Source organism: Streptomyces coeruleoprunus (assembly GCF_039542925.1).
Lineage (GTDB): Bacteria > Actinomycetota > Actinomycetes > Streptomycetales > Streptomycetaceae > Streptomyces > Streptomyces coeruleoprunus.
Genome location: NZ_BAABIT010000001.1, coordinates 4,615,188 through 4,641,900, shown reverse-complemented (window position 1 = coordinate 4,641,900; position 26,713 = coordinate 4,615,188). Strand labels below are relative to the sequence as shown.

At 71.6% G+C, this 26,713-nt stretch carries 19 protein-coding genes; 8 read left to right on the top strand and 11 right to left on the bottom strand.

The window, feature by feature from the left end; all coding sequences use genetic code 11:
• Positions 1-17 precede the first annotated feature (17 nt).
• The gene (locus ABEB09_RS20755) at positions 18-4,949 is read right to left on the bottom strand and encodes an NAD-glutamate dehydrogenase (protein ID WP_345691414.1); all 4,932 of its coding nucleotides are present in this window, start codon (positions 4,947-4,949) and stop codon (positions 18-20) included.
• 396 nt (positions 4,950-5,345) lie between these two features.
• On the opposite strand from ABEB09_RS20755, the gene ABEB09_RS20750 reads away from it, so the two are divergent.
• On the top strand, positions 5,346-5,912 hold the full coding sequence (locus ABEB09_RS20750) for a DJ-1/PfpI family protein (protein ID WP_345691413.1): 567 nt from the start codon (positions 5,346-5,348) through the stop codon (positions 5,910-5,912).
• Positions 5,913-5,972: 60 nt separating this feature from the next.
• Here the strand turns inward: ABEB09_RS20750 and ABEB09_RS20745 are convergent, their stop codons facing one another.
• Positions 5,973-6,641: an HAD family hydrolase gene (locus ABEB09_RS20745; protein WP_345691412.1), complete on the bottom strand. Its 669-nt coding sequence runs from the start codon at positions 6,639-6,641 to the stop codon at positions 5,973-5,975.
• A gap of 24 nt (positions 6,642-6,665) precedes the next feature.
• Positions 6,666-7,172: a DUF6912 family protein gene (locus tag ABEB09_RS20740; protein ID WP_345691411.1), complete on the bottom strand. Its 507-nt coding sequence runs from the start codon at positions 7,170-7,172 to the stop codon at positions 6,666-6,668.
• A gap of 1,331 nt (positions 7,173-8,503) precedes the next feature.
• Between ABEB09_RS20740 and ABEB09_RS20735 the strand changes: the two genes are divergently transcribed.
• Entirely contained in the window at positions 8,504-8,887 is a 384-nt protein-coding gene (locus tag ABEB09_RS20735; protein WP_345691410.1) for an Rv3235 family protein, read from the top strand.
• A 113-nt stretch (positions 8,888-9,000) separates the two neighbouring features.
• Here the strand turns inward: ABEB09_RS20735 and secA are convergent, their stop codons facing one another.
• Positions 9,001-11,808, bottom strand: coding sequence for a preprotein translocase subunit SecA (gene secA / locus ABEB09_RS20730; RefSeq protein ID WP_345691409.1), 2,808 nt, complete (start codon positions 11,806-11,808; stop codon positions 9,001-9,003).
• Positions 11,809-12,048: 240 nt separating this feature from the next.
• Here secA and ABEB09_RS20725 point away from each other — a divergent pair, with 240 nt between their 5' ends.
• Complete coding sequence (locus ABEB09_RS20725; RefSeq protein ID WP_345691408.1) at positions 12,049-12,621, top strand: GNAT family N-acetyltransferase; 573 nt, start codon at positions 12,049-12,051, stop codon at positions 12,619-12,621.
• A 107-nt stretch (positions 12,622-12,728) separates the two neighbouring features.
• The gene (locus ABEB09_RS20720; protein WP_345691407.1) at positions 12,729-13,895 is read left to right on the top strand and encodes a winged helix-turn-helix domain-containing protein; all 1,167 of its coding nucleotides are present in this window, start codon (positions 12,729-12,731) and stop codon (positions 13,893-13,895) included.
• A 36-nt stretch (positions 13,896-13,931) separates the two neighbouring features.
• Here the strand turns inward: ABEB09_RS20720 and ABEB09_RS20715 are convergent, their stop codons facing one another.
• From ABEB09_RS20715 to mtnA, 7 genes are all read right to left on the bottom strand, one after another.
• Positions 13,932-14,702 (bottom strand): response regulator, encoded by a 771-nt coding sequence (locus ABEB09_RS20715; RefSeq protein WP_345691406.1) that lies wholly within the window; start codon positions 14,700-14,702, stop codon positions 13,932-13,934.
• A 187-nt stretch (positions 14,703-14,889) separates the two neighbouring features.
• Complete coding sequence (gene hpf / locus ABEB09_RS20710; RefSeq protein ID WP_345691405.1) at positions 14,890-15,579, bottom strand: ribosome hibernation-promoting factor, HPF/YfiA family; 690 nt, start codon at positions 15,577-15,579, stop codon at positions 14,890-14,892.
• Between the two features lie 335 nt (positions 15,580-15,914).
• The gene (locus ABEB09_RS20705; protein ID WP_345691404.1) at positions 15,915-16,655 is read right to left on the bottom strand and encodes a ComF family protein; all 741 of its coding nucleotides are present in this window, start codon (positions 16,653-16,655) and stop codon (positions 15,915-15,917) included.
• Between the two features lie 63 nt (positions 16,656-16,718).
• A complete protein-coding gene (locus tag ABEB09_RS20700) occupies positions 16,719-18,587 on the bottom strand; it encodes an LpqB family beta-propeller domain-containing protein (protein WP_380841283.1) in 1,869 nt (622 codons plus the stop codon).
• Positions 18,577-20,571 (bottom strand): MtrAB system histidine kinase MtrB, encoded by a 1,995-nt coding sequence (gene mtrB, locus ABEB09_RS20695; protein ID WP_345691402.1) that lies wholly within the window; start codon positions 20,569-20,571, stop codon positions 18,577-18,579. Before mtrB ends, ABEB09_RS20700 begins: the two co-directional genes overlap by 11 nt.
• Before the next feature lies 1 nt (position 20,572).
• Positions 20,573-21,262 (bottom strand): two-component system response regulator MtrA, encoded by a 690-nt coding sequence (gene mtrA, locus ABEB09_RS20690; RefSeq protein WP_345691401.1) that lies wholly within the window; start codon positions 21,260-21,262, stop codon positions 20,573-20,575.
• 4 nt (positions 21,263-21,266) lie between these two features.
• A complete protein-coding gene (gene mtnA / locus ABEB09_RS20685; protein ID WP_345691400.1) occupies positions 21,267-22,418 on the bottom strand; it encodes an S-methyl-5-thioribose-1-phosphate isomerase in 1,152 nt (383 codons plus the stop codon).
• 183 nt (positions 22,419-22,601) lie between these two features.
• Here mtnA and ABEB09_RS20680 point away from each other — a divergent pair, with 183 nt between their 5' ends.
• Genes ABEB09_RS20680 through ABEB09_RS20665 form a run of 4 tightly spaced genes read left to right on the top strand, consistent with a single transcriptional unit; the run spans position 22,602 to position 26,710 of the window.
• Positions 22,602-23,819: a DUF7544 domain-containing protein gene (locus tag ABEB09_RS20680; RefSeq protein WP_345691399.1), complete on the top strand. Its 1,218-nt coding sequence runs from the start codon at positions 22,602-22,604 to the stop codon at positions 23,817-23,819.
• Positions 23,820-23,823: 4 nt separating this feature from the next.
• A complete protein-coding gene (locus ABEB09_RS20675) occupies positions 23,824-24,513 on the top strand; it encodes a DUF4129 domain-containing protein (RefSeq protein ID WP_345691398.1) in 690 nt (229 codons plus the stop codon).
• The gene (locus ABEB09_RS20670) at positions 24,510-25,721 is read left to right on the top strand and encodes a DUF4350 domain-containing protein (RefSeq protein WP_345691397.1); all 1,212 of its coding nucleotides are present in this window, start codon (positions 24,510-24,512) and stop codon (positions 25,719-25,721) included. The genes ABEB09_RS20675 and ABEB09_RS20670 overlap by 4 nt, the downstream gene beginning before the upstream one ends.
• Positions 25,718-26,710, top strand: a complete 993-nt coding sequence (locus ABEB09_RS20665; RefSeq protein WP_345691396.1) for an AAA family ATPase — start codon at positions 25,718-25,720, stop codon at positions 26,708-26,710. Before ABEB09_RS20670 ends, ABEB09_RS20665 begins: the two co-directional genes overlap by 4 nt.
• Positions 26,711-26,713 lie beyond the last annotated feature (3 nt).

Below are 26,713 nucleotides of genomic sequence, written 5' to 3'. Positions count from 1 at the left end.
CTCGGTCACCTGACTGCTCAGCTGTGCGTGCGCAGCAGCGTCCGCATCGTCCGCATGGCCACCGACAGGTTCGCCAGGTCGAACGCGTCGGAGCCCTGGATCTCCTCCAGCGTCGTCCGCGCCCGCGCCAGCAGCGACGCGTTCCTCCGCTCCCAGCCCGCGAACCGCTCCTCGGGCGACGAGGAGCCGTTGCCCGCGGACAGCACGTCGGCGGTGAGCGCGGCGTGCGCCGCGTACAGGTCCTCGCGGATGGAGGCGCGGGCCATGGACTGCCAGCGGTCCGCGCGCGGCAGCTCGATGATGCGGTCCATCAGCTGGGTGATCCGCAGCCGGTCGGCCAGGTCGTAGTAGACCTCGGCGACCGCCAGCGGCTCCTTGCCGGTGCGGTCCGCGACGGCGACGATGTCCAGGGTCGGGAACGCCGAGGAGAACCCGGCGACCCGGGCCGCCAGCTCCTCCGGGACGCCCGCCCCGGTCAGCTCCTGGACCAGCGTCTCGTACCACTCCAGGTCGATGCCGCGGAGCATCTTCGGCAGCTCCGCCCAGACCTGCTCGACCCGCTCCGAGAAGAACTCGATCGTCTCGCCGAGCTCCAGCGGCTGCGGCCGGTTGTTGAGCAGCCAGCGCGTACCGCGCTCGACCAGGCGGCGCGAGTGCAGCCGGATCCGCGTCTGGACGTCGGCCGCGACCTTGTTGTCCAGCGCCTCGACGGCGTCCCACACCGCGCTCAGCCCGAAGATCGCGCGGGCCGCGGTCTGCGCCCGGACGATCTCCTCGATGGAGGCGCCGGACTCCTCGCGGAGCCGGTGCAGGAAGGTCGAGCCGCCGGTGTTGACGGTGTCATTGACCAGGACCGTGGTGATGATCTCGCGGCGCAGCGCGTGCGCGTCGATCTGCTCGGCGAACTCCTCCCGCAGCTGCGTCGGGAAGTACGCGTGGAGCAGGCTGCGCAGGTACGGGTCGTCGGGCAGATCCGTGGCGATCAGCTCCTCCGCCACCGTGATCTTGGTGTACGCGAGCAGCACGGCCAGCTCCGGCTGGCTGAGGCCCTTGCCCGCGTTGAGCAGCTCGCGGATCTGCCGGTCGCCCGGCAGGAACTCCAGCGCCCGGTCCAGCGCCCCGTCGCGCTCCAGCCTCCGCATGAAGCGCTGGTGGGCGTGGAGCAGGGACGACGACTGGCGGACCGCGTTGGCGAGGGCGACGTTCTGCGCGTAGTTGTTGCGCAGGACCAGCGCGCCGACCTCGTCGGTCATCTCGGCGAGGATCTTGTTGCGCTGCTTGACGGTCATGTCGCCTTCCGCGACAAGACCGTTGAGCAGGATCTTGATGTTGACCTCGTGGTCGGAGGTGTCCACACCGGCGCTGTTGTCGATCGCGTCGGTGTTGACGCGGCCGCCGGTCCGGGCGAACTCGATCCGGCCGAGCTGCGTCAGACCGAGGTTGCCGCCCTCGCCGACGACCTTGACCCGCAGCTCCTCGCCGTCGACGCGGATGGCGTCGTTGGCCTTGTCACCGACGTCGGCGTGCGACTCGCTGGCCGCCTTGACGTACGTACCGATGCCGCCGTTCCACAGCAGGTCCACCGGGGCCTTGAGGACCGCCTTCATCAGCTCGGCGGGCGTCAGCTTGGTGACGCCGTCCTCGATGCCGAGGGCCGCGCGCATGTGCGCGTTGACCGGGATGGACTTGGCCTGGCGCGAGTGGACACCGCCGCCCGGGGACAGCAGCTCCGCGTTGTAGTCGGCCCAGGAGCTGCGCGGCAGCTCGAACAGCCGGCGGCGCTCGGCGTACGAGACGGCCGCGTCCGGGTTCGGGTCGATGAAGATGTGCCGGTGGTCGAAGGCCGCGACGAGCCGGATGTGCTCGCTCAGCAGCATGCCGTTGCCGAACACGTCGCCGGACATGTCGCCGACGCCGACGACCGTGAAGTCCTGCGTCTGCGTGTCGTGGCCCAGCTCCCGGAAGTGCCGCTTGACGGACTCCCAGGCGCCGCGGGCCGTGATGCCCATGCCCTTGTGGTCGTAGCCGGCCGAGCCGCCGGAGGCGAACGCGTCGCCGAGCCAGAAGCCGTACGCGACGGCCACCTCGTTGGCGATGTCGGAGAACGTCGCGGTGCCCTTGTCGGCGGCGACCACGAGGTACGTGTCGTCCTCGTCGTGGCGGACGACGTCGGCGGGCGGCACCACCTCGCCGGCCACCAGGTTGTCGGTGATGTCGAGGAGCGCCGAGATGAACGTGCGGTAGCAGGCGATGCCCTCGGCGAGCCAGGCGTCACGGTCGACGGCCGGGTCCGGCAGCTGCTTGGCGACGAAGCCGCCCTTGGCGCCGACCGGGACGATCACGGTGTTCTTCACCATCTGCGCCTTGACCAGGCCCAGGATCTCCGTACGGAAGTCCTCGCGCCGGTCGGACCAGCGCAGGCCGCCCCGGGCGACCTTGCCGAAGCGCAGGTGGACGCCCTCGACGCGCGGCGAGTACACCCAGATCTCGAAGGCCGGGCGGGGCGCCGGCAGGTCCGGGATGGCCTGCGGGTCGAACTTCATCGACACGTAGCCGTGCGGCCGGCCGGTGGAGTCGGCCTTCTGGAAGAAGTTGGTCCGCAGGGTCGCCTTGATGACGGTGAGGAAGGAGCGCAGGATGCGGTCCTCGTCGAGCGAGGCCACCTGGTCCAGCGCGCCGTCCAGCTCCTCCAGGATGCCGTCCGTCAGCTCGGTGCCGGCGCGCTGCCGCTCCGGCGCCATCCGCGCCTCGAACAGCGAGACGAGCAGCCGCGTGGTGTGGACGTTGTTGCGGAGGGTGTCCTCCATGTAGTCCTGGCTGAACGTGGAGCCGGCCTGCCGCAGGTACTTGGCGTAGGCGCGCAGCACCATCGCCTGGCGCCAGGTCAGCCCGGCGCTCAGCACCAGCGCGTTGAAGCCGTCGTTCTCGGCCTCGCCGGTCCAGCTGGCCGCGAACGCCTCCTGGAACCGCTCGCGCGCGTCGTCGCCGAGGTAGTCGGCGCCGTTGCGGGCGGCCGGCATGCGCAGGCCGAAGTCGTAGATCCAGGCGTGCGTACGGTCGGCGCAGCGCAGCTCGTACGGGCGCTCGTCGACGACCTCGACGCCGAGCCGGTTGAGGACCGGCAGCACGGCGGAGAGGGAGACCTGCGCACCCGTCTTGTAGATCTTGAAGCGGCGCTCGCCGGGCGCGGCGCCCACGGGCTCGTACAGGGACAGCGCGAAGTCCGCCGCGCCCTCCTGCGCCCCGCGCGTGACCAGCTGCTCCAGCTGGCAGACGTCGCCGACGGCGGAACGCGGCGAGTGGTCGGCCTTGTAGCCCTCGGGGAAGGCCCCGGCGTACCGCCGCAGCAGCTCGGCGGCGCGCTCCTCGCCGACCTCGGCGTCGAGCGCCTCGGCGAAGCCGTCCGCCCAGGAGCGGGCGGCCTCGGCGAGCCGGGCCTCGATCCGCTCGCGGTCGGCGTCGGTGAGGTGCGGCAGCTCGGTGCCGGACGGGACGCGGACGACGAAGTGGAGGCGGGTGAGCACGGACTCGGTGCTCATCAGCGTGAAGTCGACGCTGTTGCCGCCCAGCTCCTCCATGAGGATGCCGGTCAGCCGCTCGCGGACGGTGGTGTTGAAGCGGTCGCGCGGCAGGTAGACGAGGGCCGAGTAGTAGCGGCCGTACTCCTCCTGGCGCAGGTAGAGCCGCAGCCGGCGGCGCTCCTGGAGGTACAGGACGCTGGTGACGATCTCGCGCAGCTGGCCGACGGGCGTCTGGAACAGCTCGTCGCGCGGGTACGTCTCCAGGATCTGCAGCAGGTCCCGGCCGTCGTGGCTGTTGGGCTCGAAGCCGGCGGCGTCGAGGACCTCCGCGACCTTCCGCCGGATGACGGGGACGCGCCGCACGGACTCGGTGTAGGCGGCGGAGGAGAACAGGCCGAGGAAGCGCCGCTCGCCGACCACGTTGCCGTCGGCGTCGAACTTCTTCACCCCGACGTAGTCCAGGTACGACGGGCGGTGGACGGTCGCGCGGCTGTTGGCCTTGGTGAGGATGAGCAGCTTGTGCTCACGGGCCTTGGCGCGGGCGTCGGCGGGCAGCCGGTTGAACGACGGCGACACCGGGTGGCCGTGGGCGTCGTCGCCGCTGTGGTGCGGGTCGGAGCGGAGGATGCCGAGGCCGGTGCCGGGGACGGCGGCGAGGGCGTCGCTGTCGACGAGGTTGTACTCGCGGTAGCCGAGGAAGGTGAAGTGGTCGTCGGCCAGCCAGCGCAGCAGCTCGCGGGCCTCCTCCGCCTCGGTGGGGCGCAGGTCGCCGGCCAGGGGCTCGTCGGGCAGGCCGTCGGCGATGCGCAGCGCGGCTTCGCGCATCTTCTCCCAGTCCTCGACGGCCTCACGGACGTCGGACAGGACACGCAGCAGGTCGGCGGTGATCTGCTTGAGGTCGGAGCGGTCCGTCTCGCGGTCGGTCTCGACGTGGATCCAGGACTCCACGAGCGCGTCGTGCGGGAGCCCGCCGCGCGCCTCGGTGACGTCCCGGTCGACGACCTCGATCAGCTTGCCGGTGAGGTCACGGCGGACGACGACCTGCGGGTGGATGACCAGGTGGATGCCGCGGTTCTGGCGGGACAGCTCATTGGTCACCGAGTCCACGAGGAACGGCATGTCGTCGGTGACGACCTCGACGACGGAGTGGCTGCACGTCCAGCCGTTCTCCTCGACAGTGGGCGTGTGGACCCGCACATTGGCCGTGCCCTGGGGACGATTCTCGGCCAACCTGTAGTGCGACAGCGCAGCGCCGAACACATCGACCGGGTCGCGGTCGGTGAGGTCTTCGGGAGCGGTGTGCAGGTAGTAGCGCTGGAGGTACTCGAGCACCGTGTCCCGGTCGGGCCGGTCCCCGGTCTCGTTCTCAGCTACCCGGGCAGCCCGTTCGAGCAGCTCGGCCTTTGCTTCGTCCAGCTTGGTCTGCATGTCCTCTGGCTCCTGTCGCGCGCCGTTGCGTGACGTAGGTGAAAGATGTGACACGACGCCACGAGGCGGGGTATCCGCTGAGGGGCGGCGTCATGCCGGGATGAGAGACGTCCGGACCGTTCTCGGCCACATGGGGCGGCGCCGTCCTCGGCGCGCCGGCCGGACAGGGAAGATCAACGCCCGCCCGGGCACGGTGGCACACCGGGCGACGGCCGGGGGCTTCGCTGCCCCCACGGCATATCGCGCTGATCACGGGTCCAGGCTATCGCTCCTGACCCCTCGGCCGTCATGAGCCGTATGTGTACAAAAGACGGGCGTGAAGTTTGACACTCTGGACAGCGACAGATGTGCTTCTGCTTCCACCCAGCGCCGACAGCTCCCCCGGAGGGCAGCAGCATGGCACCGAAGATCCTGATCGTGACGGGTGACGCGGCCGAGTCGCTCGAGGTCCTGTACCCCTACCAGCGGCTGCGGGAGGAAGGCTACGACGTCGACATCGCGGCCCCCGCCCGCAAGAGGCTCCGCTTCGTCGTGCACGACTTCGAGCCCGGCTACGACACGTACACGGAGAAGCCGGGGTACACGTTTCCGGCCGATCTCGCCTTCTCGGAGGTCGAGCCGAGCCGGTACGCGGCGGTGGTCATCCCGGGCGGCCGTGCGCCCGAGTACCTCCGCAACGACCCCGAGCTGCGCAAGATCGTCAAGTCGTTCTTCGACGCCGACAAGCCCGTCGCGCAGATCTGCCACGGCCCGCTGCTGACGGCGGCGGTCGGCGCCCTCGACGGCCGCCTCGTCACGTCGTACCCGGCGCTGGAACTGGACATGCAGGCGGCGGGCGCGACGTTCCGCGACCACGAGGCGGTGGTGGACGGCGCCCTCGTCTCCTCCCGAGCCTGGCCGGACCACCCGTCCTGGATGCGCGAATTCCTCCGCGTCCTGCGGACGAAGGCGCCGGTGAGCTGAGCAAAGGGGCGGGCGCCACCGGCGGCGCCCGCCCCCAGGGCCTCTCCGCGCCCGGCGGCCTCAGGCCACCAGCTCCTCCGCCACCGCCACCGCCTCCGCGAGGCTGTCCACGACGGGCACCCCCACCGCCTCCAGGCTGGCGCGGCTGTGCGACCCGCCGGTGTACAGCACGGCCCTGGCCCCCACGTGCGCCGCGGCCACCGCGTCGTCCGCCGCGTCACCGATGACGACAACGCGCTCCGGCGACGCGACGACCCCTTCCAGCGCCAGCAGGTGACGCACCATGTGCTCGGCCTTGCCGGCGGTCGACTCCCCTATCCGCCCGTCCACCCGCACGAACCACTCCTCGATGCCGTGCCGCCGCACGATCGGCAGCAGCCGCTCGTGCGGAGCGAGCGACAGCAGCGACTGCGTACGCCCCACCTCGGCCGCCGCGGCCAGCAGCTCCGCGGCCCCGTCGGTCAGCCCGCAGCCCTCGGCGCGCGACCAGTAGTGGCGGTGGAAGGCGCCGTCCATGACGGCCCACTCCTCCTCGCTCGGCATCCGCCCGAGCAGCCGCTCGTAGAACAGCGGGACCGGTACGCAGTACAGCTCCCGGTACCGGGCCAGCGTGATCGGCTCCAGGCCGATCTCCGCGAAGGCGGCGTTCGTCGCCCCGATGACCGCCTCGGTGTCGTCGAGCAGTGTCCCGTTCCAGTCCCAGACCAGATGCGCGCTGAGCTTCCCCATGGGATGAAAGTACCCAGCAGCCGTTCAGGCGATGAGGCCGGGGATTTCCTGCACCCCGAACCAGAGGAGTTCATGGTCCTCCGCGCCGTCCACCGTGAACTGCGCGTCGTCGTCGCCCATGTCCGCAGCGCCCAGGGCGTCGGCGGCCGCGGAGACGTCCGGCTCGGCGTCGTCGGCGTCGGCGTGTACGGCGGCGGCCTTGGCCAGCGGGACGGGGCCGGCGACCCTGACCTCGCCGACGGAGGAGGGGTCCAGGCCGCGGTCGGGGTCGGCGGTGGCGGCCGTGTCGGGCACGTCGACCGCGACGACGACCCGGCGGCGCGCGGCGGCGGGGTCGGCGGCCAGCAGGCGCAGGGACGCGGCGGCGGCGCGGCTGAGCGCCGCGTACTCCAGCTCCTCGATGTCGTCGGAGACGTACCACTCGCGCAGCCCGGGCGTGACGGCGTACGCGGTCAGCGGCCCGGGGCCGAGTTCGCCCGCCTTGTGCGCCTGTGCGAGACCGGGAAGGGTCAGGGGAACGTACACGCGCATGACAGGCCGCTTTCGTAGTCGGAGACGCCTTTCAGGATACGTGCGCAGGTCCCCCTTCGGGGGCCGGTGCCCGCGCCTCCCGGGGGTTCACCCCGTGCGGTACCCACCCCCTCCCTGCCCACGAATCCGACCGGCCGTGCCACCCGGATAGGTGACATGACCTGCGGCGACGCGTGCGGGAGCAGTCCGTTGCGGCCCCGTCCGACCCGCCCGTAGAAGTGGCCCCGGAAGTTACCCCCGGGTACTCCGGGGCGACAGAAACGGGGACCTCCATGACCACGACGACGACCACCGCGCCGGAAGGCAACGGCCCCCGGGCCGCCCACCGCCCCACCAGGGCGCCGGCCACGACCCCGGCATCCCTCACGGCCACCTCACACCCCGAAGGGCCTCCCAGCGCCGTACAGCGGCCAGGAACGACCACGCCTGCCGCGCGCCAGGGGCACAGGCCCACCACGACTCAGCAGCCCGTCGACGGCCCCGTACCCACGACGGCCGGCACACACGCGTCCACTTCGTCCCGTACGCGGCCCACCGACGCCTCTGCACCTACGCCCCGCGTGGCACACCGACCCACCGACGCCCCCCTGCCCGCGTCCGCCTCGTCCAGCACCCCGCTCACCGACGCCTCCGCACCCACGACGGCCAGCGCGCACCGGCCCACCGACGCCTCCCGTCCTGCGACCGCCCCGGCCCGCACCCGACCCACCGACGGACCCGCACCCACGACACGCGTCGCACACCGGCCCACCGACGCCTCCCGACCCGCGTCCACCCCGCCCGACTCCCGACCCACCGACGGACCCGCACCCACGACACGCGTCGCACACCGGCCCACCGACGCCTCCCGACCCGCGTCCACCCCGCCCGACTCCCGACCCACCGACGGACCCGCACCCACGACACGCGTCGCACACCGGCCCACCGACGCCTCCCGACCCGCGTCCACCCCGCCCGACTCCCGACCCACCGACGGACCCGCACCCACGACACGCGTCGCACACCGGCCCACCGACGCCTCCCGACCCGCGTCCACCCCGCCCACCGACGCTTCCGCACCCACGACGGCCAGCGGGCACCGGCCCACCGACGCCTCCCTGCCCGCGTCCGCCTCGTCCCGCACCGGGCCCACCCAAGCCGGCGCCCCCGCCGCCGCCCCCCGCATCTCCGGCGCACCGCCCCGGCGCCTCCCCGGTGCGCGGCCGGCCGCCGGCACCGCCCCGGGCGGCCGACGGGACTCACGGCGGCCCGGCGGCCCGACCCGAAGCCGCCCCACCGGCCCGGGGGGCCGCCCGGCCGGCAGCAGCAGCAGCCCGACCGTCCCGCTCCAGGTGCGCCGCCCCCTGCCCCCGCACATCGCGTTCGCCGAGCGGCTGCTCGCCGTCCTCAGCGGTGAGCGGCCCGTCCACTGGATGCTCGGCCACACCATCGGCGAGGCGTACGACCAGCTGATCCGGCTCGCCGCCGCCAACCCCCTGTGCGACCCCGCCGAGCCCGGCGGCCGCGGCGCCCGCCCGGTGCTGCGGCGCTGCGGCGGCTCCCCGCCCCGGCCCGGTGTCGTCGAGGCGTACGCGACCATTGCCGCGGGCGGGCGCGTCCGCGCCATGGCGTTCCGCCTGGAGCTGGGCGTCGACCGCCGCTGGCGGTGCGCGGCCGTCGAACTGGGCGGCATCCCGGAGGACCGGCACGCACCGGCCCCAGCCCCGCACGCATAGCCGACCCGACCCGGCCCCGTACGCAGCGCGGGGCCGGGCACGCTCTCGCGCGTACCCGGCCCCGCTACGGCCTCAGTGGTCCCGGCCCCTGGAGGACCGGAGGACCCTGAGGGTCACTTCTTGCGGCGACGGCCGCCCTTCTGCGCCTTGCGCCGCTCCGCCCGCGTCATGCCGTCGGCCTCGGAACGGGCCGACCCGTTGTCGAAGTCGCCCTCGACGATGCCACCCTCGCCGTCCACCGTCGGCGCGGAGAAGTGCAGCCGGTCCGGCCGCTGCGGCGCGTCCAGGCCCTTGGCCCGGATCTCCGGACGGCCCGCGCCCGCCGGCACGGCCTCCTCCTTCGCCAGCGAGGTCTTCGCGGCGGCCTCGACCGGGACCTCCTCGACCTGCTGCTCGACCTGGACCTCCAGGTTGAACAGGTAGCCGACGGACTCCTCCTTGATCCCGTCCATCATGGCCGTGAACATGTCGAAGCCCTCGCGCTGGTACTCGACCAGCGGGTCCTTCTGGGCCATCGCGCGCAGGCCGATGCCCTCCTGCAGGTAGTCCATCTCGTACAGGTGCTCGCGCCACTTGCGGTCCAGCACCGACAGCACCACGCGCCGCTCCAGCTCACGCATGATGTCCGAGCCGAGCTGCTTCTCACGGGCGTCGTACTGCTCGTGGATGTCTTCCTTGACGGACTCGGCGATGAACTCGGCCGTGATCCCGGCACGGTCGCCGGCGGCCTCCTCCAGCTCCTCGATGGTCACCTTGCACGGGTAGAGCTGCTTGAACGCGCCCCACAGCCGCTCCAGGTCCCACTCCTCGGCGAAGCCCTCGACGGTCTCGGCCTGGATGTAGGCGTCGATCGTGTCGTCCATGAAGTGGCGGATCTGCTCGTGCAGGTCCTCGCCCTCCAGGACGCGGCGGCGCTCGCCGTAGATGACCTCACGCTGGCGGTTGAGGACCTCGTCGTACTTCAGGACGTTCTTACGGGTCTCGAAGTTCTGCTGCTCGACCTGGGACTGCGCGGAGGCGATCGCGCGGGTCACCATCTTGTTCTCGATCGGCACGTCGTCCGGCACGTTCGCCATCGCCATGACGCGCTCGACCATCTGCGCCTTGAACAGCCGCATGAGGTCGTCGCCCAGCGACAGGTAGAACCGGGACTCGCCCGGGTCGCCCTGACGGCCGGAACGACCGCGCAGCTGGTTGTCGATGCGCCGCGACTCGTGCCGCTCCGTGCCCAGCACGTAGAGGCCGCCCAGCTCGCGGACCTCCTCCGACTCGGCCTTCACGGCCAGCTCGGCCTTCTCCAGCGCGCCCGGCAGCGCCGACACCCACTCGTCCGGGGTCTCCAGCGGGTCGAGGCCCCGCTGGCGCAGCTCCGCCTCGGCGAGGTCGTCGGGGTTGCCGCCGAGCTTGATGTCCGTACCACGACCGGCCATGTTCGTGGCGACCGTGACCGCGCCCTTGCGGCCCGCCTGGGCGACGATCGACGCCTCACGGTCGTGCTGCTTGGCGTTCAGCACCTCGTGCGGGATGCCGCGCTTGGACAGCTGCTGCGACAGGTACTCGGACTTCTCGACCGACGTCGTACCGACGAGGATCGGCTGGCCCTTCTTGTGCTTCTCCGCGATGTCGTCGACCACAGCGGCGAACTTCGCGACCTCGGTGCGGTAGATCAGGTCCGACTGGTCCTTGCGGATCATCGGCTTGTTCGTCGGGATCGGGACGACGCCCAGCTTGTAGATCTGGTGGAACTCGGCGGCCTCGGTCATGGCCGTACCGGTCATGCCGGAGAGCTTGTCGTACAGGCGGAAGAAGTTCTGGAGCGTGATCGTGGCGAGCGTCTGGTTCTCGTCCTTGATCGGCACCCCTTCCTTCGCCTCGATCGCCTGGTGCATGCCCTCGTTGTAGCGGCGGCCGGCCAGGATACGGCCGGTGTGCTCGTCGACGATCATGACTTCGCCGTCGATGACGACGTAGTCCTTGTCCTTCTTGAACAGCTCCTTGGCCTTGATGGCGTTGTTCAGGTACCCGACGAGCGGGGTGTTCACCGACTCGTAGAGGTTGTCGATGCCCAGCCAGTCCTCGACCTTGGCCACACCGGACTCGTGGATGCCGACCGTGCGCTTCTTCTCGTCGACCTCGTAGTCGCCGGTCTCCTCGATGCCCTTGAGCGGGTTGCCCGGCTCACCGCGCTTGAGGCGCTGCACGAGCTTGGCGAAGTCGCCGTACCACTTCGTGGCCTGGTCCGCCGGGCCCGAGATGATCAGCGGCGTACGGGCCTCGTCGACCAGGATGGAGTCGACCTCGTCGACACAGGCGAAGTTGTGGCCGCGCTGGACGAGCTCGTCCTGGGACCACGCCATGTTGTCGCGGAGGTAGTCGAAGCCGAACTCGTTGTTCGTGCCGTACGTGATGTCGCAGGCGTACTGCTCGCGGCGCTGCGCGGGCGACATGTTGGCCAGGATGCAGCCGACCGTGAGGCCGAGGAACCTGTGCACCCGGCCCATCAGCTCGGAGTCGCGCTCCGCCAGGTAGTCGTTGACCGTGATCAGGTGGACGCCCTTGCCGGACAGCGCGTTCAGATACGCCGGGAGCGTACCGACGAGGGTCTTGCCCTCACCGGTCTTCATCTCGGCGACGTAACCGAGGTGCAGCGCCGCGCCGCCCATGATCTGGACGTCGTAGTGACGCTGGCCGAGGACGCGCTTCGCGGCCTCCCGGACGGTCGCGAAGGCCTCCGGGAGCAGGTCGTCGAGGCTCTCACCGTCCTGGTACCGCTGCTTGTACTCGTCGGTGAGCGCCCGCAACTCGGCGTCGGAGAGGTTGACGAAGTCCTCTTCGATGGAGTTGACCTGGTCCGCGATGCGGTGCAGTTTGCGCAGGATCTTGCCTTCGCCTGCACGCATGAGCTTGTGGAAGACGGACACTGAGGCTGGTCTCCTTGCCGGTCGGGCCTGGCACTAGGTCTTGTCATGGACACTGGCACGGGCACGGCAGGTGGGCCCCACCGCAACGGTCATCGTAAGCGAGGACCCCGCCGCGCCGGGAGGTCCGTCACCGCCGATGACCGACTGCCGCCCTGAAGGACAACGCACGGGGACCCCGGAAGGTGCCGCTGGATCCGAAAAGTGTTCGCCCGTTTCGTCCACCGGTACCAGAATCCCGTCATGGAACCCGTCACCCTCACCTCCGAGCGCCTGCAGCTGCGCACGTTCACGCCCGGCGACGCCGAGGAGGTGCGGAACGCCTGCCAGGACCCCGAGATCCAGCGCTGGATACCGCTCCCGTCCCCGTACGAACTGGCGCACGCGGAGGACTTCACGAGGCGGTACGTCCCGGAGGCCTGGCGCGCCGACACCGAGTACACCTTCGCCGTACGGTCCCGGGACGGCGGCCCGCTCCTCGCGGCCACCAGCCTGCACCACCCCCGCTCCGGTTCCTGGGAGATCGGCTTCTGGACCGCCAAGGAGCACCGGGGCAACGGCTACGCCACGGAGGCGGTCCTGACCGTGGCCCGCTGGGCCTTCACCGAGCTGGCCTGCACCCGGCTGGAGTGGCGGGCCGAGGTCGGCAACACCGGGTCCCGGCTGGTCGCCGAGCGGGCGGGCTTCGTCATGGAGGGCACCCTGCGCGCCGCCCTGGACCACCGCGGCACACTCCGCGACTGCTGGCTGGCATCCCTGCTCCCCTCGGACCTGTCCCTCCCGGCCGGCGTGCCGTACCTCCCGCCACAGGGCTGAGGCGGTGGGGGTCCAGTGATCGGGGCCGGCGGCACGGGTCCGGTGACCGCCTTCCGTATTCCGTAGGGCCCGCCCCGTTGTCAGTGGCGGCCTCTAGCGTGGACCCCATGTCGACGACCCTGCCGCGTCCCCTCACCGAACTCTCCGCCGACGAGGCGCGCCGCACAGCGCTGCGCGCCCAGGGGTTCCTCGGCGCGCCGAACCGCCGCGCCGGGGTGCGGGGCGTCCTGCGCCACCTGGGAGCCGTGCAGCTGGACACGATCTCCGTGCTGGCGCGCTCGCACGAGCTGATCCCGTACGCGCGTCTGGGCGCCGTGGGCCGCAAGACCGTCGAGACGGCGTACTGGACCGACGGGCACGCCTTCGAGTACTGGTCGCACGCGGCCTGCATCCTGCCCGTCGAGGAGTGGCCGCACTTCGCGTTCCGTCGCCGCGCCTTCCGCGCGCGGCCGCAGTGGTACCACGACCTGCCGGACGGCGCGTACGACGCCGTGATCGCGCAGCTGCGCGCCGAGGGGCCGCTGACGGCCACGGAACTGGGCGGCGCCAAGAACGGCGGCGAGTGGTGGGACTGGTCGGCGTCCAAGGTCGCCGTCGAGCGCGCGCTGATGTACGGCGAAGTGGTCTGCACCGAGCGGCGCGGCTGGAAGCGGGTGTACGACCTGGCGGAGCGGGCCGTCCCGGACGAGCTGCTGCACGACGAACTGGACGACGCCGAGTGCCTGCGCCGGCTCGTCCGGCTCGCGGGCGAGGCGCTGGGCGTGGGCACGCGCGCGGACATCGCCGACTACCACCGCCTCAAGGGCGAGCAGTTCGACGCGGTGGTCGCCGACTCCGGGCTCGTGCCGGTGCGGGTCGAGGGCTGGGACAAGCCCGCCTGGGCGGACCCGGCGGCCCTGGCGGCGCCCCCGCGCGGCCGGCACCGCACGACGCTGCTGTCCCCGTTCGACTCGCTCATCTGGGAGCGGGCCCGGACGGAGCGGATCTTCGGCTTCACGCACCGGCTGGAGGCTTACGTACCGAAGCAGAAGCGGGTGCACGGCTACTTCGCGATGCCGCTGCTCGCGGGCGGGAAGCTGGTGGGCCGGGTCGACCCGGCGCGCGAGGGCAGCACGCTGGTGGCCAAGCAGGTGTCCCTGGCCGGCCCGAGCGCGGTGCCCTTCATGGCCCAGGCCCTGCGCGAGGCGGCCGAGTGGGTCGGCTGCGACGCGGTCCGCGTCGAGCGGGTCGACGCCCCGGAACTGGCCGCGCCGCTCACGGCGGCCCTCGCCTGACCGGGGCGGCGGCCGCCCCGGGCTTACGACTGCCGGCTACCGGATCTCGAGGATCTTCTCGCGCATCGCGTACACGACCGCCTCCATCCTGGAGTGCAGCTGGAGCTTCTCCAGGATGTTGCGGACGTGGTTCTTCACGGTGTTCTCGGAGATGAACAGCTCCTTGGCGATGTCCCGGTTGTTCATCCCGGTGGCCACCAGCTTCAGCACCTCCAGCTCACGGTCGGTGAGCCGCGGCGCCGGCACGAGGCGGCGGTCGTCGGTGCGCTGGATCATCGACTTGAACTCGGTGAGCAGCTTGGACGCCATCGAGGGGCTGATCTGCGACTGTCCGTCGGCGACGGCCCGGATCGCCGTCGCGACCTCGTCCGTGGAGATCTCCTTGAGGAGATAGCCGGTCGCCCCCGCCTTGATCGCGTCGTAGAGGTCGGCCTCCTCGTCGCTGATCGTCAACATGATGATCTTGGCGCTGGGGGCGACCTCCTTGATGGAGGTGCACGCCTCGATCCCGCCCCGCTTGGGCATCCGCACGTCCATCAGGACGATGTCGGGAAGCAGGTCGGCAGCCTTGTCGACGGCCTCCGCCCCGTCCCCGGCCTCCCCGACGACCTGGATGTCCTCCTCCTGAGCGAGGACGATCTCCAGCCCCCGCCGGAAGAGCGCGTGGTCGTCGACGACCAGGACCCTGATGGGCTCCTTGCGGGACGTGTCCCCGTTCGCGCCGGGGCCGCCGTCCGCCGCCCCAGCACCGCCGTCCGGGGCGCCGGAGCCGCCCGGATGGTGCACCGGGCCGAAGCTGTCCGCCATCGTTCCTCCCCCTGAAGGCCGGGGCCCTGAAAGTTCACGGTCGAAGCACCAACCCCGTTCCAAGAGGGAGAGGTTGGCGCGTGCCGCCATGATTTCATGCCCCGCCGACGATGCGGTGATCCATCGGTGGCACGGTGGTGCCCCTGGGGGCGCACGGGGCGCTCCAGGGGCACCACATCAGACCGGATCAGCCGCCGAGCGCACCGCCGGCGCCGCCTCCCTCACTGCCTGCCAGTGGGTCGTTCTCCAGGTGGATCACGCCGTAGTCGTAGGCGTGGCGCCGGTACACGACGCTGGGCTGCTTCGTCTCCGCGTCGACGAACAGATAGAAGTCATGGCCGACCAGCTCCATCTCGTAAAGCGCCTGGTCGAGTGACATCGGGGCCGCAGTATGCGTCTTCTCGCGGACCACGAGCGGGCCCTCGCCCTGAACCTCCAGGGATCCCATCCGGGTCGTGGGAATGGTCTCGGCCGCCTCCTCGACGACGGCGACACCGGTCCCGTTGAGTCGTGCCACGCCCGGCACCGCGTCCGGCACCGACGCGGCCGTCAGACGGCCGTTGCCCCGGCGGGTGTGGCGCTTGTCGTGCTGCTTGCGGAGGCGCGCCTCGAGCTTGCCTGTGGCCAGGTCGAGCGCTGCGTACGGGTCGCCTGCAGCCGCCTCTGCCCGGATCACCGGGCCTCGGGAGTGGAGGGTGATCTCCACGCGGTCGGACCTGTCGGCCTGCCGCGGGTTGTGCTCCTTGGACACCTCGACGTCGAGGCTGATCACCTTGGCGTCAAGCTTCTCGATCTTCTCCAGCTTCAGCTTCTCGGCCACGTGCTTGCGGAACCGCTCGGGCACCTCGGTCTTGCGGCCCTTGACGACGATGTCCACGCAGAACTCCGTTCCCGGATCGCTCCAACCGGCTTCTACTCGCCGGTGAGCATCTCCCTTTTGCACCAGACCCCGGTAAGCACCGGAGCCTCGGACTTGGCGACTTCCACCTCCTCCTCCCCAGTCGACAAGATCCCCACCCCACAACTTCCATGTGCTGACCGGCTCCGGATTCCGGCCGGACGCATGGCCGCGCATTCGATGAAGGGCGGCTTTCGCCATTCCTGTACCACCGAACATAGCTCGCCCGGACGGGTGTCGGCACCCGCTACCAGCACAAACCTCCGATCGGTTGTTCTCACTCCCTCACCACCTGCAACGTTGCAAGTTCCCTGTCAGTTCCGGTTTATTTCGAACGAGGCGGGAGATGCTGCCACCACCGCTGCCTTCACCTGCGGCGTTCTTCCACGCGCCCCCGCAAAGGCGGCGCGCACCGCTCTGGCGGCCTCGGTCAGCGACGCCCCGGTCGTCATGAGGTCGTCCACGAGGACCAGGCACCCGTCCGGGGGAAACCACCCGCTCCCCGCCCCCACCTCCAGCGCCCCCGCCATGTTGGCCAGCCGCTCCCGCGCGCCCAGCCCCGACTGATCGGCCACCGCCCGGCACTGCCGCAACACCGGAACGGCCCACGCCACCGTTCCCGAACGACGCAGCTCACCGGCCGCGGCCGACGCGATCCGCCGCACCGAGTCATGCCCACGGGCCCGCACGGCCCGGCGGGCGGAGGGCAGGGGGACCAGTAGCAGGGGGCCCGCCCCCGCCCCCTCCCCCCATGCCCCCCGCGGCCCCGCAGCGGCCCGTACGGCGCTCGCCAGCGCCACGCCCAAGGGTCGGGCCAGCCCCAGCGCGCCGCGTTCCTTGTGCGCCAGCAATACCGCCCGTACCGCGTCCGCGTACGGCGCGGCGGCGTGTACCTCGGGCAGTCCTGCCGGTTCGGGCGTCGGCCGCACCCGTCGCGGCGGCCGCCCGTGGAGCGTGCGCGCGCATGCGTCGCACAGCGGCGTACGGGGACAGCCGCAGCCGGCGCAGGCCACCGGCAGTACGAGCCCGGTGATCTCCTGCCACCATCCCCGCATGGCCTCTACTGTGGCGTCGGCCGGGCTGCCGTGCCACCCCTGTGGAAAACCGCCTGTGGACGGTCAGCCGGGGTAGACGGGCGAGGTGCCCTTCTCCACGACGGGCTGCCAGTTCGTGCCGCCCTGGAGCCGCACGATCGCGTCGTCCGCCAGGGCGACCAGCGAGGCCCGTTCGTCGTTGGCCGCGGCCACGGCCTTGACCTGGTTCAGGCCCGGGATCACCGCTGCGGACGTCGACCCGTCGGTCTGGATGTAGCGCACCTGCTGCACGCCGCCGGCCGGCTTGCCGAGGACGACGAGGCGGCTCGGCCCGGCCCAGGACACGGACGCCACCGACTCCATGCGTGGCGCGACGGGCTGCAGGTCCACCACCGAGACCTTCTGCCGGTCGCCGGTTCCCTGTCGCTCGACGCGTCCCATCTGCAGGGTTGTCCTGCCGTCCTCCTTGAGGAGCAGCGCGATGCGTACGCCGTCCTCGGAGACCCGCAGTCCCTCGATCCGCACCCCGTCGGTCAGCCACGGGGTGATGACCGGCCGGGGTTCACCGGAGCCGCCGGAGAGCAGCAGGAGCTTCGGATCCGCCGGGTCGCGGTCGGCCACCCACAGGTCGCCGCGCCCGTCCCAGCTGGGCGCTGAGAGCCGGTCGTCGGGCCGCGGGCCCTTGCTGGTGACCAGCGGTTCGGGCAGTTCGGCGTCGGAGACGACCGAGGCCACGCGCAGGCTGCGGCCGTTCTCGGACACGGCGGCCGCGTGCTGCTCGTCGCGGGCCACGGCGACCTTCTCGACCTTCGCGGCGCCGTCGCCGAACGGGCCGAAGACGTGCCGCGGCTCGACGACGTCCTTCGCGCCCGTCTGGAGCTGTGCCAGCTTCCCCGCGGAGTCGACAAAGTACGGGTTCTCGCGGATTCCCGTCGTGCGGTCGGCCATGAAGTCGGACTTCTGGTCCTCGCCGAGGACGCACAGTTCACGCCCGTCGGAACGCTGCAGCTCGACCTGCTGCACCCTCGTCGATCCCAAATCACCGACGGTGAAAAGGATTTGGGCGGCCATATAGCGGCATTGCTCACGCCCGACGCCGTCGGCCTTGTTGTTGAGCGGCACTTTGAGCGTGTTCTGGTCGTCCGTCGACAGTGACGTGACGTCCTTCTTCAGGTCCGTGCCCGTGGGGAATCGCGAATCGACGACCGGCTTCAGCCAATTCGTCGGGCCCTCCAGAAGGGCCTTGACGGTCTGCGTCAGCGCGTCCATGCGGGTGACGGGGTCCTGCCGCTTGCGGATGTACACCGGGTCGGCGACGACCCAGCTCTTGCCCGCGGCGAAGTAATACTTGTTGACCGAGCGGTAGTTGCGCTGGAAGTCGGACTCGCTGATGACGAGGCCCTGCGGGAGCCGGTCGATCCGCCATTCCTTGCTCTTGCCGTCCGCTCCGCGCTGCTGCACGAGCCTGATCGACTCGCTGTACGGAACCGGGTCGAGCGGCTGGTAGGCGTGCCGGTTGTCGACCGTGGCGACCTTCTGCCCCGACAGCGGGTACACGAGGCTCTGGTCCTCGGCGGGCTGTGCGCCCCGCCCGGGCCGCCTGGTCTCCGCCTGCTGCGGAACGGGCACCGCGCTGAGCACGGTGGTGCGCTCCTCGGGGTTCCAGGTCCGCGCGGCCTGCTTCGTGAGGTATTTGCGGGCCGTCTCGAAGCCGGGGTCGTCGCCCGTCATCGCTTCGAGGAACCCCTCGACGATCTCGCCCGGCTCGGCGTTCTCCCGGGGCGGTACGGGGTAGACCCGCACCTGCGAGTCGCCCGGCTTGGACGCCTTCACGGGGCTGACGTCGCCGCTGTCGGGCATAGACGCGCATCCGGCGAGCACCGCGGCGCACGCCAGGACTGCCGCCCCCCGCGCCGTTCGCCCATGGCCGTACCGACGAGGGTCAGCGCCCACGAGTCGTGTCCTCCCGCTTCGAGTGTTCCTGTCCCGAGGGCTCCTCCTGGCCCGTCGGCCCCGTTCCGCGGGCGACCACGCGGGCCCCGTTGCCGGGCAGGGCGGTGGGGTCGGCGGTGGCGGTGCGCGCCTGGCGGGGCGGTACGGCCAGCGGCGACCGGTCACCGGCCGGGCCCTGTCCGGGTCCGCCCGCCTGGCGCCCGCCGTCCTTGGCTGCCGCGGCCGCCCGCTCGCGGTTGCGCCGGGAGTCTTCGGGCTCGAGCGGTATCGGGGAGCCGCGCAGCGGTTCGTCGGCCGTGCGCGGCAGCGTCAGCCGGAACTGCGAGCCGCCGCCCGGTTCGCCCCACGCCTGCAGCCAGCCGCCGTGCAGCCGTGCGTCCTCGACCGCGATCGACAGTCCGAGGCCCGTGCCGCCCGTGGTCCTGGCCCGCGCCGGGTCGGCGCGCCAGAACCGGTTGAAGACACGGGTGGCCTCGCCGGGCTTGAGACCGACACCGTAGTCGCGGACCGCTACGGCCACCGCGCCGCCCGCCGACGCGAGCCGTACGACGACGTCGCGGCCCTCTCCGTGCTCCACCGCGTTGACGACCAGGTTCCGCAGGACGCGTTCGACGCGTCGGGTGTCGGCCTCCGCGATGACGGGCTGCTCGTCGCCGACGACGAGGATCCGGCCGCCCTTGTGCTCCACCAGCGGCTGCGCGCCGCCGATCACTCGGCGCACGACGTCCCGCAGGTCTATCGGTTCGGCCTCCAGCGCGGCGGCGCCCGCGTCGAAGCGGCTGATCTCCAGCAGGTCGCCCAGCAGCGACTCGAACCGGTCCAGCTGGTCGCCCAGCAGCTCCGCCGAGCGTGCGGTGACCGGGTCGAAGTCGCCGCGCGCCTCGTGGATCACGTCCGCGGCCATGCGCACGGTCGTCAGCGGCGTCCGCAGCTCGTGCGACACGTCGGACACGAACCGGCGCTGCATCCTGGACAGGTCCTCCAGCTGCTGGATCTTGTGCTGGAGGTTCTGGGCCATCTTGTTGAACGCCTCGCCGAGGCGGGCGATGTCGTCCTCGCCGGTGACCTTCATGCGTTCCTGGAGGCGGCCGGCCGACAGCCGCTCGGCGACGCCCGCCGCCATCCGCACGGGTGTGACGACCTGCCGGACCACGAGCCAGGCGATCGCGCCGAACAGCACCACGACGAAGAGGCCGGCCGTCGCGATGGTCGTCTTGACCAGGGAGAGGGAGTCCTCCTCCTGCGTGAGCGGGAAGAGGTAGTACAGCTCGTACGGGTTGCCGTCGACGTCGTTGAGGCGCTTGCCGATCACAAGGCCGGCCTCGGAGTGCTGGCCGTCGGTGTAGCGGATCCGGGTGTACGTCTGGAAGGTGCCGGTGCTCTGCGCCACGGCCTCCCGCAGTGCGACGGGGATGCTCGCCACGGGCTCCACGCCGCCGGAGGCGCGCGCGCCACGGCTGGGCGCCGCTCCCTCGGAGTCGGAGCTGAGCGCCACGACGTCGAAGGCGCCCTGGCCACCGCTGGCGAGCTGGACGACCAGGTCGGACCGCCAGTTCAGCAACGACCGGGACGTCACGCCGTTCGCGTCACCGCCGTCCGGGCCGGCGGGCCCGGTGGCGACGCTCGGCTGCTCCTGTGCCGCCGAGAAGCCGCCCGCCGCCTGGGACTGCGCAGCGCGCTCCTTGGCGTCAAGCAGTCCGTTGCGTACCTGGCCGATGACGACGAATCCGAGCAGCAGCACCACGCCGAGCGACATCAGCAGGGTGGCGACGACCACCCGCAGCTGGATGTTGCGCCGCCACAGCCGTACGGCGGGCAGCAGCGGTCGGCGCACCCAGCGCACGAGGAGCCGCAGCACGGGGCCGCCCGGGGCCCCGTCCTTCAGCAGCCGGCCCAGGCGCGTCGTGGCCTGTTCGGGTCCGGCAGCCCGCCCCGCACGGACTCCCGGCTTCCCGGGCTTCGGAGCAGCACTGCCGCGGGTCATGTCAGCTCGGTCCGGCCTTGTAACCGACGCCACGGACGGTCACTACGATCTCCGGCCGCTCCGGGTCCTTCTCGACCTTGGAGCGCAGCCGCTGGACATGCACGTTCACCAGCCGGGTGTCCGCCGCGTGGCGGTAGCCCCAGACCTGCTCGAGCAGGACCTCGCGGGTGAACACCTGCCACGGCTTGCGGGCCAGCGCCACCAGCAGGTCGAACTCCAGCGGGGTGAGCGCGATCGACTGCCCGTCCCGCTTCACGGAGTGCCCTGCCACGTCGATGACCAGGTCACCGATGGTGAGCTGCTCGGGAGCGGGCTCCTCGGACCTCCGCAGCCGCGCCCGGATGCGGGCGACCAGCTCCTTCGGCTTGAACGGCTTGACGATGTAGTCGTCCGCCCCCGACTCGAGCCCGACGACCACGTCGACGGTGTCGCTCTTCGCGGTGAGCATGACGATGGGCACGCCGGATTCGGCCCTGATCAGCCGGCAGACCTCGATGCCGTCCCGTCCGGGAAGCATGAGGTCGAGCAGCACCAGATCCGGCTTGGTCTCACGGAATGCGGCAAGTGCCTTGTCGCCGTCCGCTACGAACGACGGCTCGAACCCTTCACCACGCAGCACAATCCCGAGCATTTCGGCCAGTGCGGTGTCGTCGTCGACGACAAGGACGCGTCCCTTCATAATCGACATCATCCCATTAGCTAATCGTTACCTGGCGTGACCTGGCACACAGCTCTTCGATTCCTCCACCGGTGACGGGGGACACCACTCCTACCTCAGTAACGATGGCGGTCACCAGTTCCGGCGGCGTGACGTCGAACGCGGGGTTGTACGCCTGCGTCCCCAGCGGCGCCACCTGCACCCCGACACCTTGCCTCACCGTGGCCCCACCGGCCTGGGGCGGCGCCGTGAGCTGCGTCACCTCGCGCCCGGACCGCTGCTCCACCTCGATGGACGCCCCATCGGGGGTGTCGGGGTCGATCGTCGTGACCGGCGCGACGACGATGAACGGTACGTGGTGGTACTTGGCCAGCACCGCGAGCGGGTAGCTGCCGACCTTGTTGGCGACCGAGCCGTCCGCGGCGATGCGGTCGGCGCCGATCAGCACCGCGTCCACCTTGCCCGCGGCGAAGAGGGAGCCGGCCGCGTTGTCGGTGAGCAGCGTGTACGACAGTCCGTTGCGTGCCGCCTCGTACGCGGTGAGCCGGGCGCCCTGGAGCAGGGGTCGCGTCTCGTCCACCCACAGGCGCCGTAGCCGTCCGGCCTTGTGCGCCGCCAGCGCCACGGCGAACGCGGTGCCCTCCCCGCCCGACACGAGCGCGCCCGTGTTGCAGTGGGTGAGGATCCGGTGGCTGCCGCCGGGCAGCAGCTCGTCCAGGAGAGCCAGGCCCTTGGCCGCCATCGCGGCGCTGCCCTCGGCGTCCTCCCGGTGCAGCTGCCTGGCCTCCGCCAGCGCGGCCTCGGCGGCCGCCTTCTCGTCGGCCCCCTTTTCGACGACCGCCCGGTACGCGCCCAGCGCACGCCGCACACCGTAAGCGAGGTTGACCGCGGTGGGCCGCGCGCTGCCCAGCTGCGCGGCCGCCTCCTCCACGTCGTATCCGCGAGCGGCTGCCAACGCCACCCCGTAGGCACCCGCGATGCCGAGGACGGGCGCGCCTCTCACCGCGAGGGTCCGGATGGCCCGTACGAGCGCCGGTACGTCGGTGCAGATCAGCTCGACCTCCTCGGCCGGCAGCCGCGTCTGGTCGAGCAGCACCAGTACAGGTCCGTCCGGCGGCTCCTCCCACCGCAGTACGGGCAGCATCGGCCGGTCACCGTCGGACGGTGTTCCTGCGTACTGATCAGTCATCCCGCCAGTCTGCCCGCTCAGCCACCGACAATGAAGGTGCCGAAGACACAAGGGCCCCGGCCCGGCCGTTGACGTCGCGTGGCACGATGGCTGCCAACCTGCCCGCCCCCGACAGCGGTCGGGCGCCGTGACCGAGCCGGCTCGACGAGCGGGCCCCGCGACCAAGCCACGAGGTGGACGACCGTGAATGACTCTCCGGGCTGGGCCTCGCCCGGATCTTCTCCGTCCGACGACCAGGGCGCCGGCACGCCGCAGCCCACCCCCGGCGACGGCGGCAACGCACCGAAGTGGTCCGAGAACCAGCCGCCCGCGGGCCAGTGGTCGCCGCCGGCCGCGCCCGGACCGGCCGGTCCTCCCCCGACCCCGGCTCCCGCCTGGGGCGGCGGACCGTACGGCGGCGGCTGGGGCCGGCCCGCAGCGCCCAAGCCCGGCGTGATTCCGCTGCGCCCGCTCGGCGTGGGCGAGATCCTCGACGGCGCGGTGTCCACCCTGCGCACCCACTGGCGCACCGTGCTGGGCGTGACCCTCACCGTCTCCGTCGTCGTCCAGTTCGTCGAGACCCTGCTGCAGCGCTATGTGCTGCCCCGGCCTCCGGAGGTCGACCCGAACGCGACCCCGTCGGAGCAGCTGGAGCAGGTCGGCGAGTCCCTGCAGGCGACCATGGTCGCCACGGTCCCGTCGATGCTGCTGGGTCTCATCGCCACGTTCATCGTGACCGCGCTGCTCACGTTCGTGATCAGCCGCTCGGTGCTGGGCCGCCCCGTGACCCTGCCCGAGGTGTGGCGGGAGGCCCGTCCCCGGCTCGCTCCGCTGCTCGGTCTGACGCTGCTGGTGCCGCTGATCGCCGTCGCGGTCGTTGCCGTGGGTGTGCTGCCGGGTCTGCTGGTCGGCTCCGCCGCCGGCGCCGGCCTGGTCTTCCTGGGCGGTGTCGCCGCGTCGATCGTCTCGGTGTGGCTGCTCGTGCGGTTCAGCCTCGCCTACTCGGCGCTGATGCTCGAACGGCAGGGCGTCATGGCGTCCCTGCGCCGCTCCGCGAAGCTGGTCAAGGGCTCCTGGTGGCGGATCTTCGGCATCCTCCTCCTGACCGCGCTGCTCACGCTCGTGGTGGCGTTGATCATCACCCTGCCGTTCACGTTCCTCGCCTACGCCGTGGACGGCGACGGCCTGAGCGACCTGTTCGCCGGCAAGACCCCGGAGTTCGGCTGGCCCTTCCTGATCATCAGCGGTATCGGGGCCGTCATCGCATCGGCGATCATGTACCCGATCTCCGCAGGCGTCACCGTCCTGCTGTACGTGGACCAGCGCATCCGGCGGGAGGCCCTCGACCTGGAGCTCGCCCGCGCCGCCGGCGTGCCGGGCTACGGCCCCGGAGCCCCCGGCGACACCACTCCAAGGAGCTGATGCGGTGCCGATCACGGGGGGACTGTTGTCGGCCCGGCGCCCGGTCCGGGCCGACGACGACGTGCCGCTGGACATCCCCCGCGTCCCCGCCCGCGAGGCGGCGGAGCGTGAGCTGTCCAAGCCGATGTACCGCGAGGAAAAGCCGAATTTTCTGCTGCGGGCCCTGAACCGCTTCTGGGAGTGGGTCAGCGACCTCTTCGACTCCGCTTCGAGCGCCGCCCCTGGAGGCGCGCTCGGCCTCGCCGTCATCGCGCTGGTCGTCGTGGCCCTGATCGCCGCCCTGTGGTGGCGCCTGGGCACCCCCCACCGCACCCTCGGTACCGCCGACTCCCTCTTCGAGGACGGCCCGCGCACCGCGACGGACCACCGTGCCACCGCCGAGCGGCACGCCGCCGCCGGACGCTGGAACCAGGCCGTCCAGGAACGCATGCGAGCCGTCGTCCGCTCCCTCGAGGAGCGTGCCCTTCTCGATCCGCGTCCCGGCCGCACCGCCGACGAGGCCGCCGCCGAGGCCGGCCGCGTCCTGCCCGCGCACTCCGCAGAGCTGCGCGCGGCCGCCCGCGAGTTCGACGACGTCACATACGGCGGCCGCACCGCCGACCAGGCCGCATACCAGCGCCTCAAGGACCTGGACACCGCCCTGGAGCGTGCCAAGCCCCAGTTGAGCAGCGCGGGCCGAGGAGCCGCCGAGTGACCGCGACCGCCACCGCCACCTCGCTGTCGCGGGACCCCCGCCAGATCTGGAGGCGCGCACGAGGCATCCTGCTGGCCCTGGCGCTCCTCGTCATCGCGGGCATCGCCATGGCCCTGGTGCGCACCGGCGACCAGCACGGCCGCCTCGACCCCCGCTCCGTCGACCCGAACGGCAGCCGCGCCGTCGCCCAGCTCCTCCAGGACCGTGGCGTCTCCGTCCGCGTCGTCACGACCCTCGACGAGGCCACCACCGCATCGGGCCCCGACTCCACGCTCCTGGTGACGGCCCCCAATATGCTGACCGGCCATCAGCAGGCAGTGCTGCGCGCCACCATGGAGCGACAGGGCAGCCGGACCGTGCTCCTCGCGCCGGGCCCGCCCAGCACCGACATCCTGGCGCCGGGGGTGACCACGGACTCCCCCGCCTCGGTCAGGGCACTCGCCCCCCAGTGTTCCCTGCCGGAAGCCCGCCGGGCCGGAACGGTCGACCTGGGCGGCGAGCGGTACCGAACCCTCGCCGCCACGACGTCCCAGGCCTGCTACCCGAGCGACGGCCTGCCCACCCTGCTGAGGCTGAAGAGCGGCGCCGACAGCGACGTCACGCTCCTCGGCTCCGCCGACATCCTCTTCAACCAGCGCCTCGCCCAGCAGGGCAACGCCTCTCTCGCACTTCAACTCCTCGGTTCCCGAAACCATCTGGTCTGGTACCTCCCTTCCCTCACTGATCCGTCCGCGACCGAAGGCGAAGACAGCGGCGAGGGCATCGAGAGCGAAGAGGACTTCTTCGGCCTCATCCCCTCGGGCTGGCTCTGGGCCACCCTCCAACTCGCCGTCGCCGCCCTGCTCGCCGCCATCTGGCGAGCCCGCCGCCTCGGCCCCCTGGTGACGGAACGCCTGCCCGTCGCCATCCGCGCCTCCGAGGCAACAGAGGGCCGCTCCCGCCTGTACCACCGCTCCAACGCCCGTGACCGCGCCGCGACCGTTCTCCGTTCGGCGACTCGCACCCGGCTCGCCCCTCTCGTGGGCATCCCGGCCACGGAAGCCCACTCACCCGAGTCCCTGCTCCCCGCCGTATCGGCCCGGCTGACCGACGGCGACGGCACACGACTCAGGGACCTCTTGTTCGGCCCGGCACCCGCCGATGACGCCGCGCTCATCCTCCTGGCAGATCAACTCGACGCCCTCGAAAGAGAGGTACGCACCTCATGAGTGCCCCGACCCCCGAGACCGCCGACAACTCGGACAGCGCCCGCGCCTCCCTGGAAGCCCTGCGCACCGAGATCGCGAAGGCCGTGGTCGGGCAGGACCCCGCTGTCACCGGGCTCGTCGTCGCCCTGCTCTGCCGAGGCCACGTCCTGCTGGAGGGCGTCCCCGGTGTCGCCAAGACACTGCTCGTCCGCGCACTTGCCGCATCCCTCGAACTGGACACCAAGCGCGTCCAGTTCACCCCTGACCTGATGCCGAGCGATGTGACGGGCTCCCTCGTCTACGACGCCCGGACCGCCGAGTTCTCCTTCCAGCCGGGTCCCGTCTTCACCAACCTGCTGCTCGCGGACGAGATCAACCGCACCCCGCCGAAGACCCAGTCCTCCCTCCTGGAGGCCATGGAGGAACGCCAGGTCACGGTCGACGGCACGCCCCGCCCGCTGCCCGAGCCGTTCCTCGTGGCCGCGACCCAGAACCCGGTCGAGTACGAGGGCACCTATCCGCTGCCCGAGGCCCAACTCGACCGGTTCTTGCTCAAACTGACGGTCCCTCTGCCGTCCCGCCAGGACGAGATCAACGTGCTGACCCGCCATGCGGAAGGCTTCAACCCCCGCGACCTGAAGGCCGCCGGCGTACGCCCCGTCGCCGGCCCCGCGGACCTCGAGGCCGCCCGCCGCGCCGTCGCCGGTACGTCGGTCTCCGAAGAGATCGCCGGCTATGTGGTCGATATCTGCCGTGCCACTCGTGAATCCCCCTCGCTCACCCTCGGCGTCTCCCCGCGAGGCGCCACCGCGCTGCTCTCCACCGCACGCGCCTGGGCCTGGCTCACCGGCCGCGACTACGTCATCCCCGACGACGTGAAAGCCCTGGCCCTGCCCACTCTTCGTCACCGCATCCAGCTGCGCCCCGAGGCCGAGATGGAAGGTGTGACGGCCGACGCCGTCATCAACTCGATCCTGGCCCACGTCCCCGCGCCCTCACTGAGGCAGTGACTC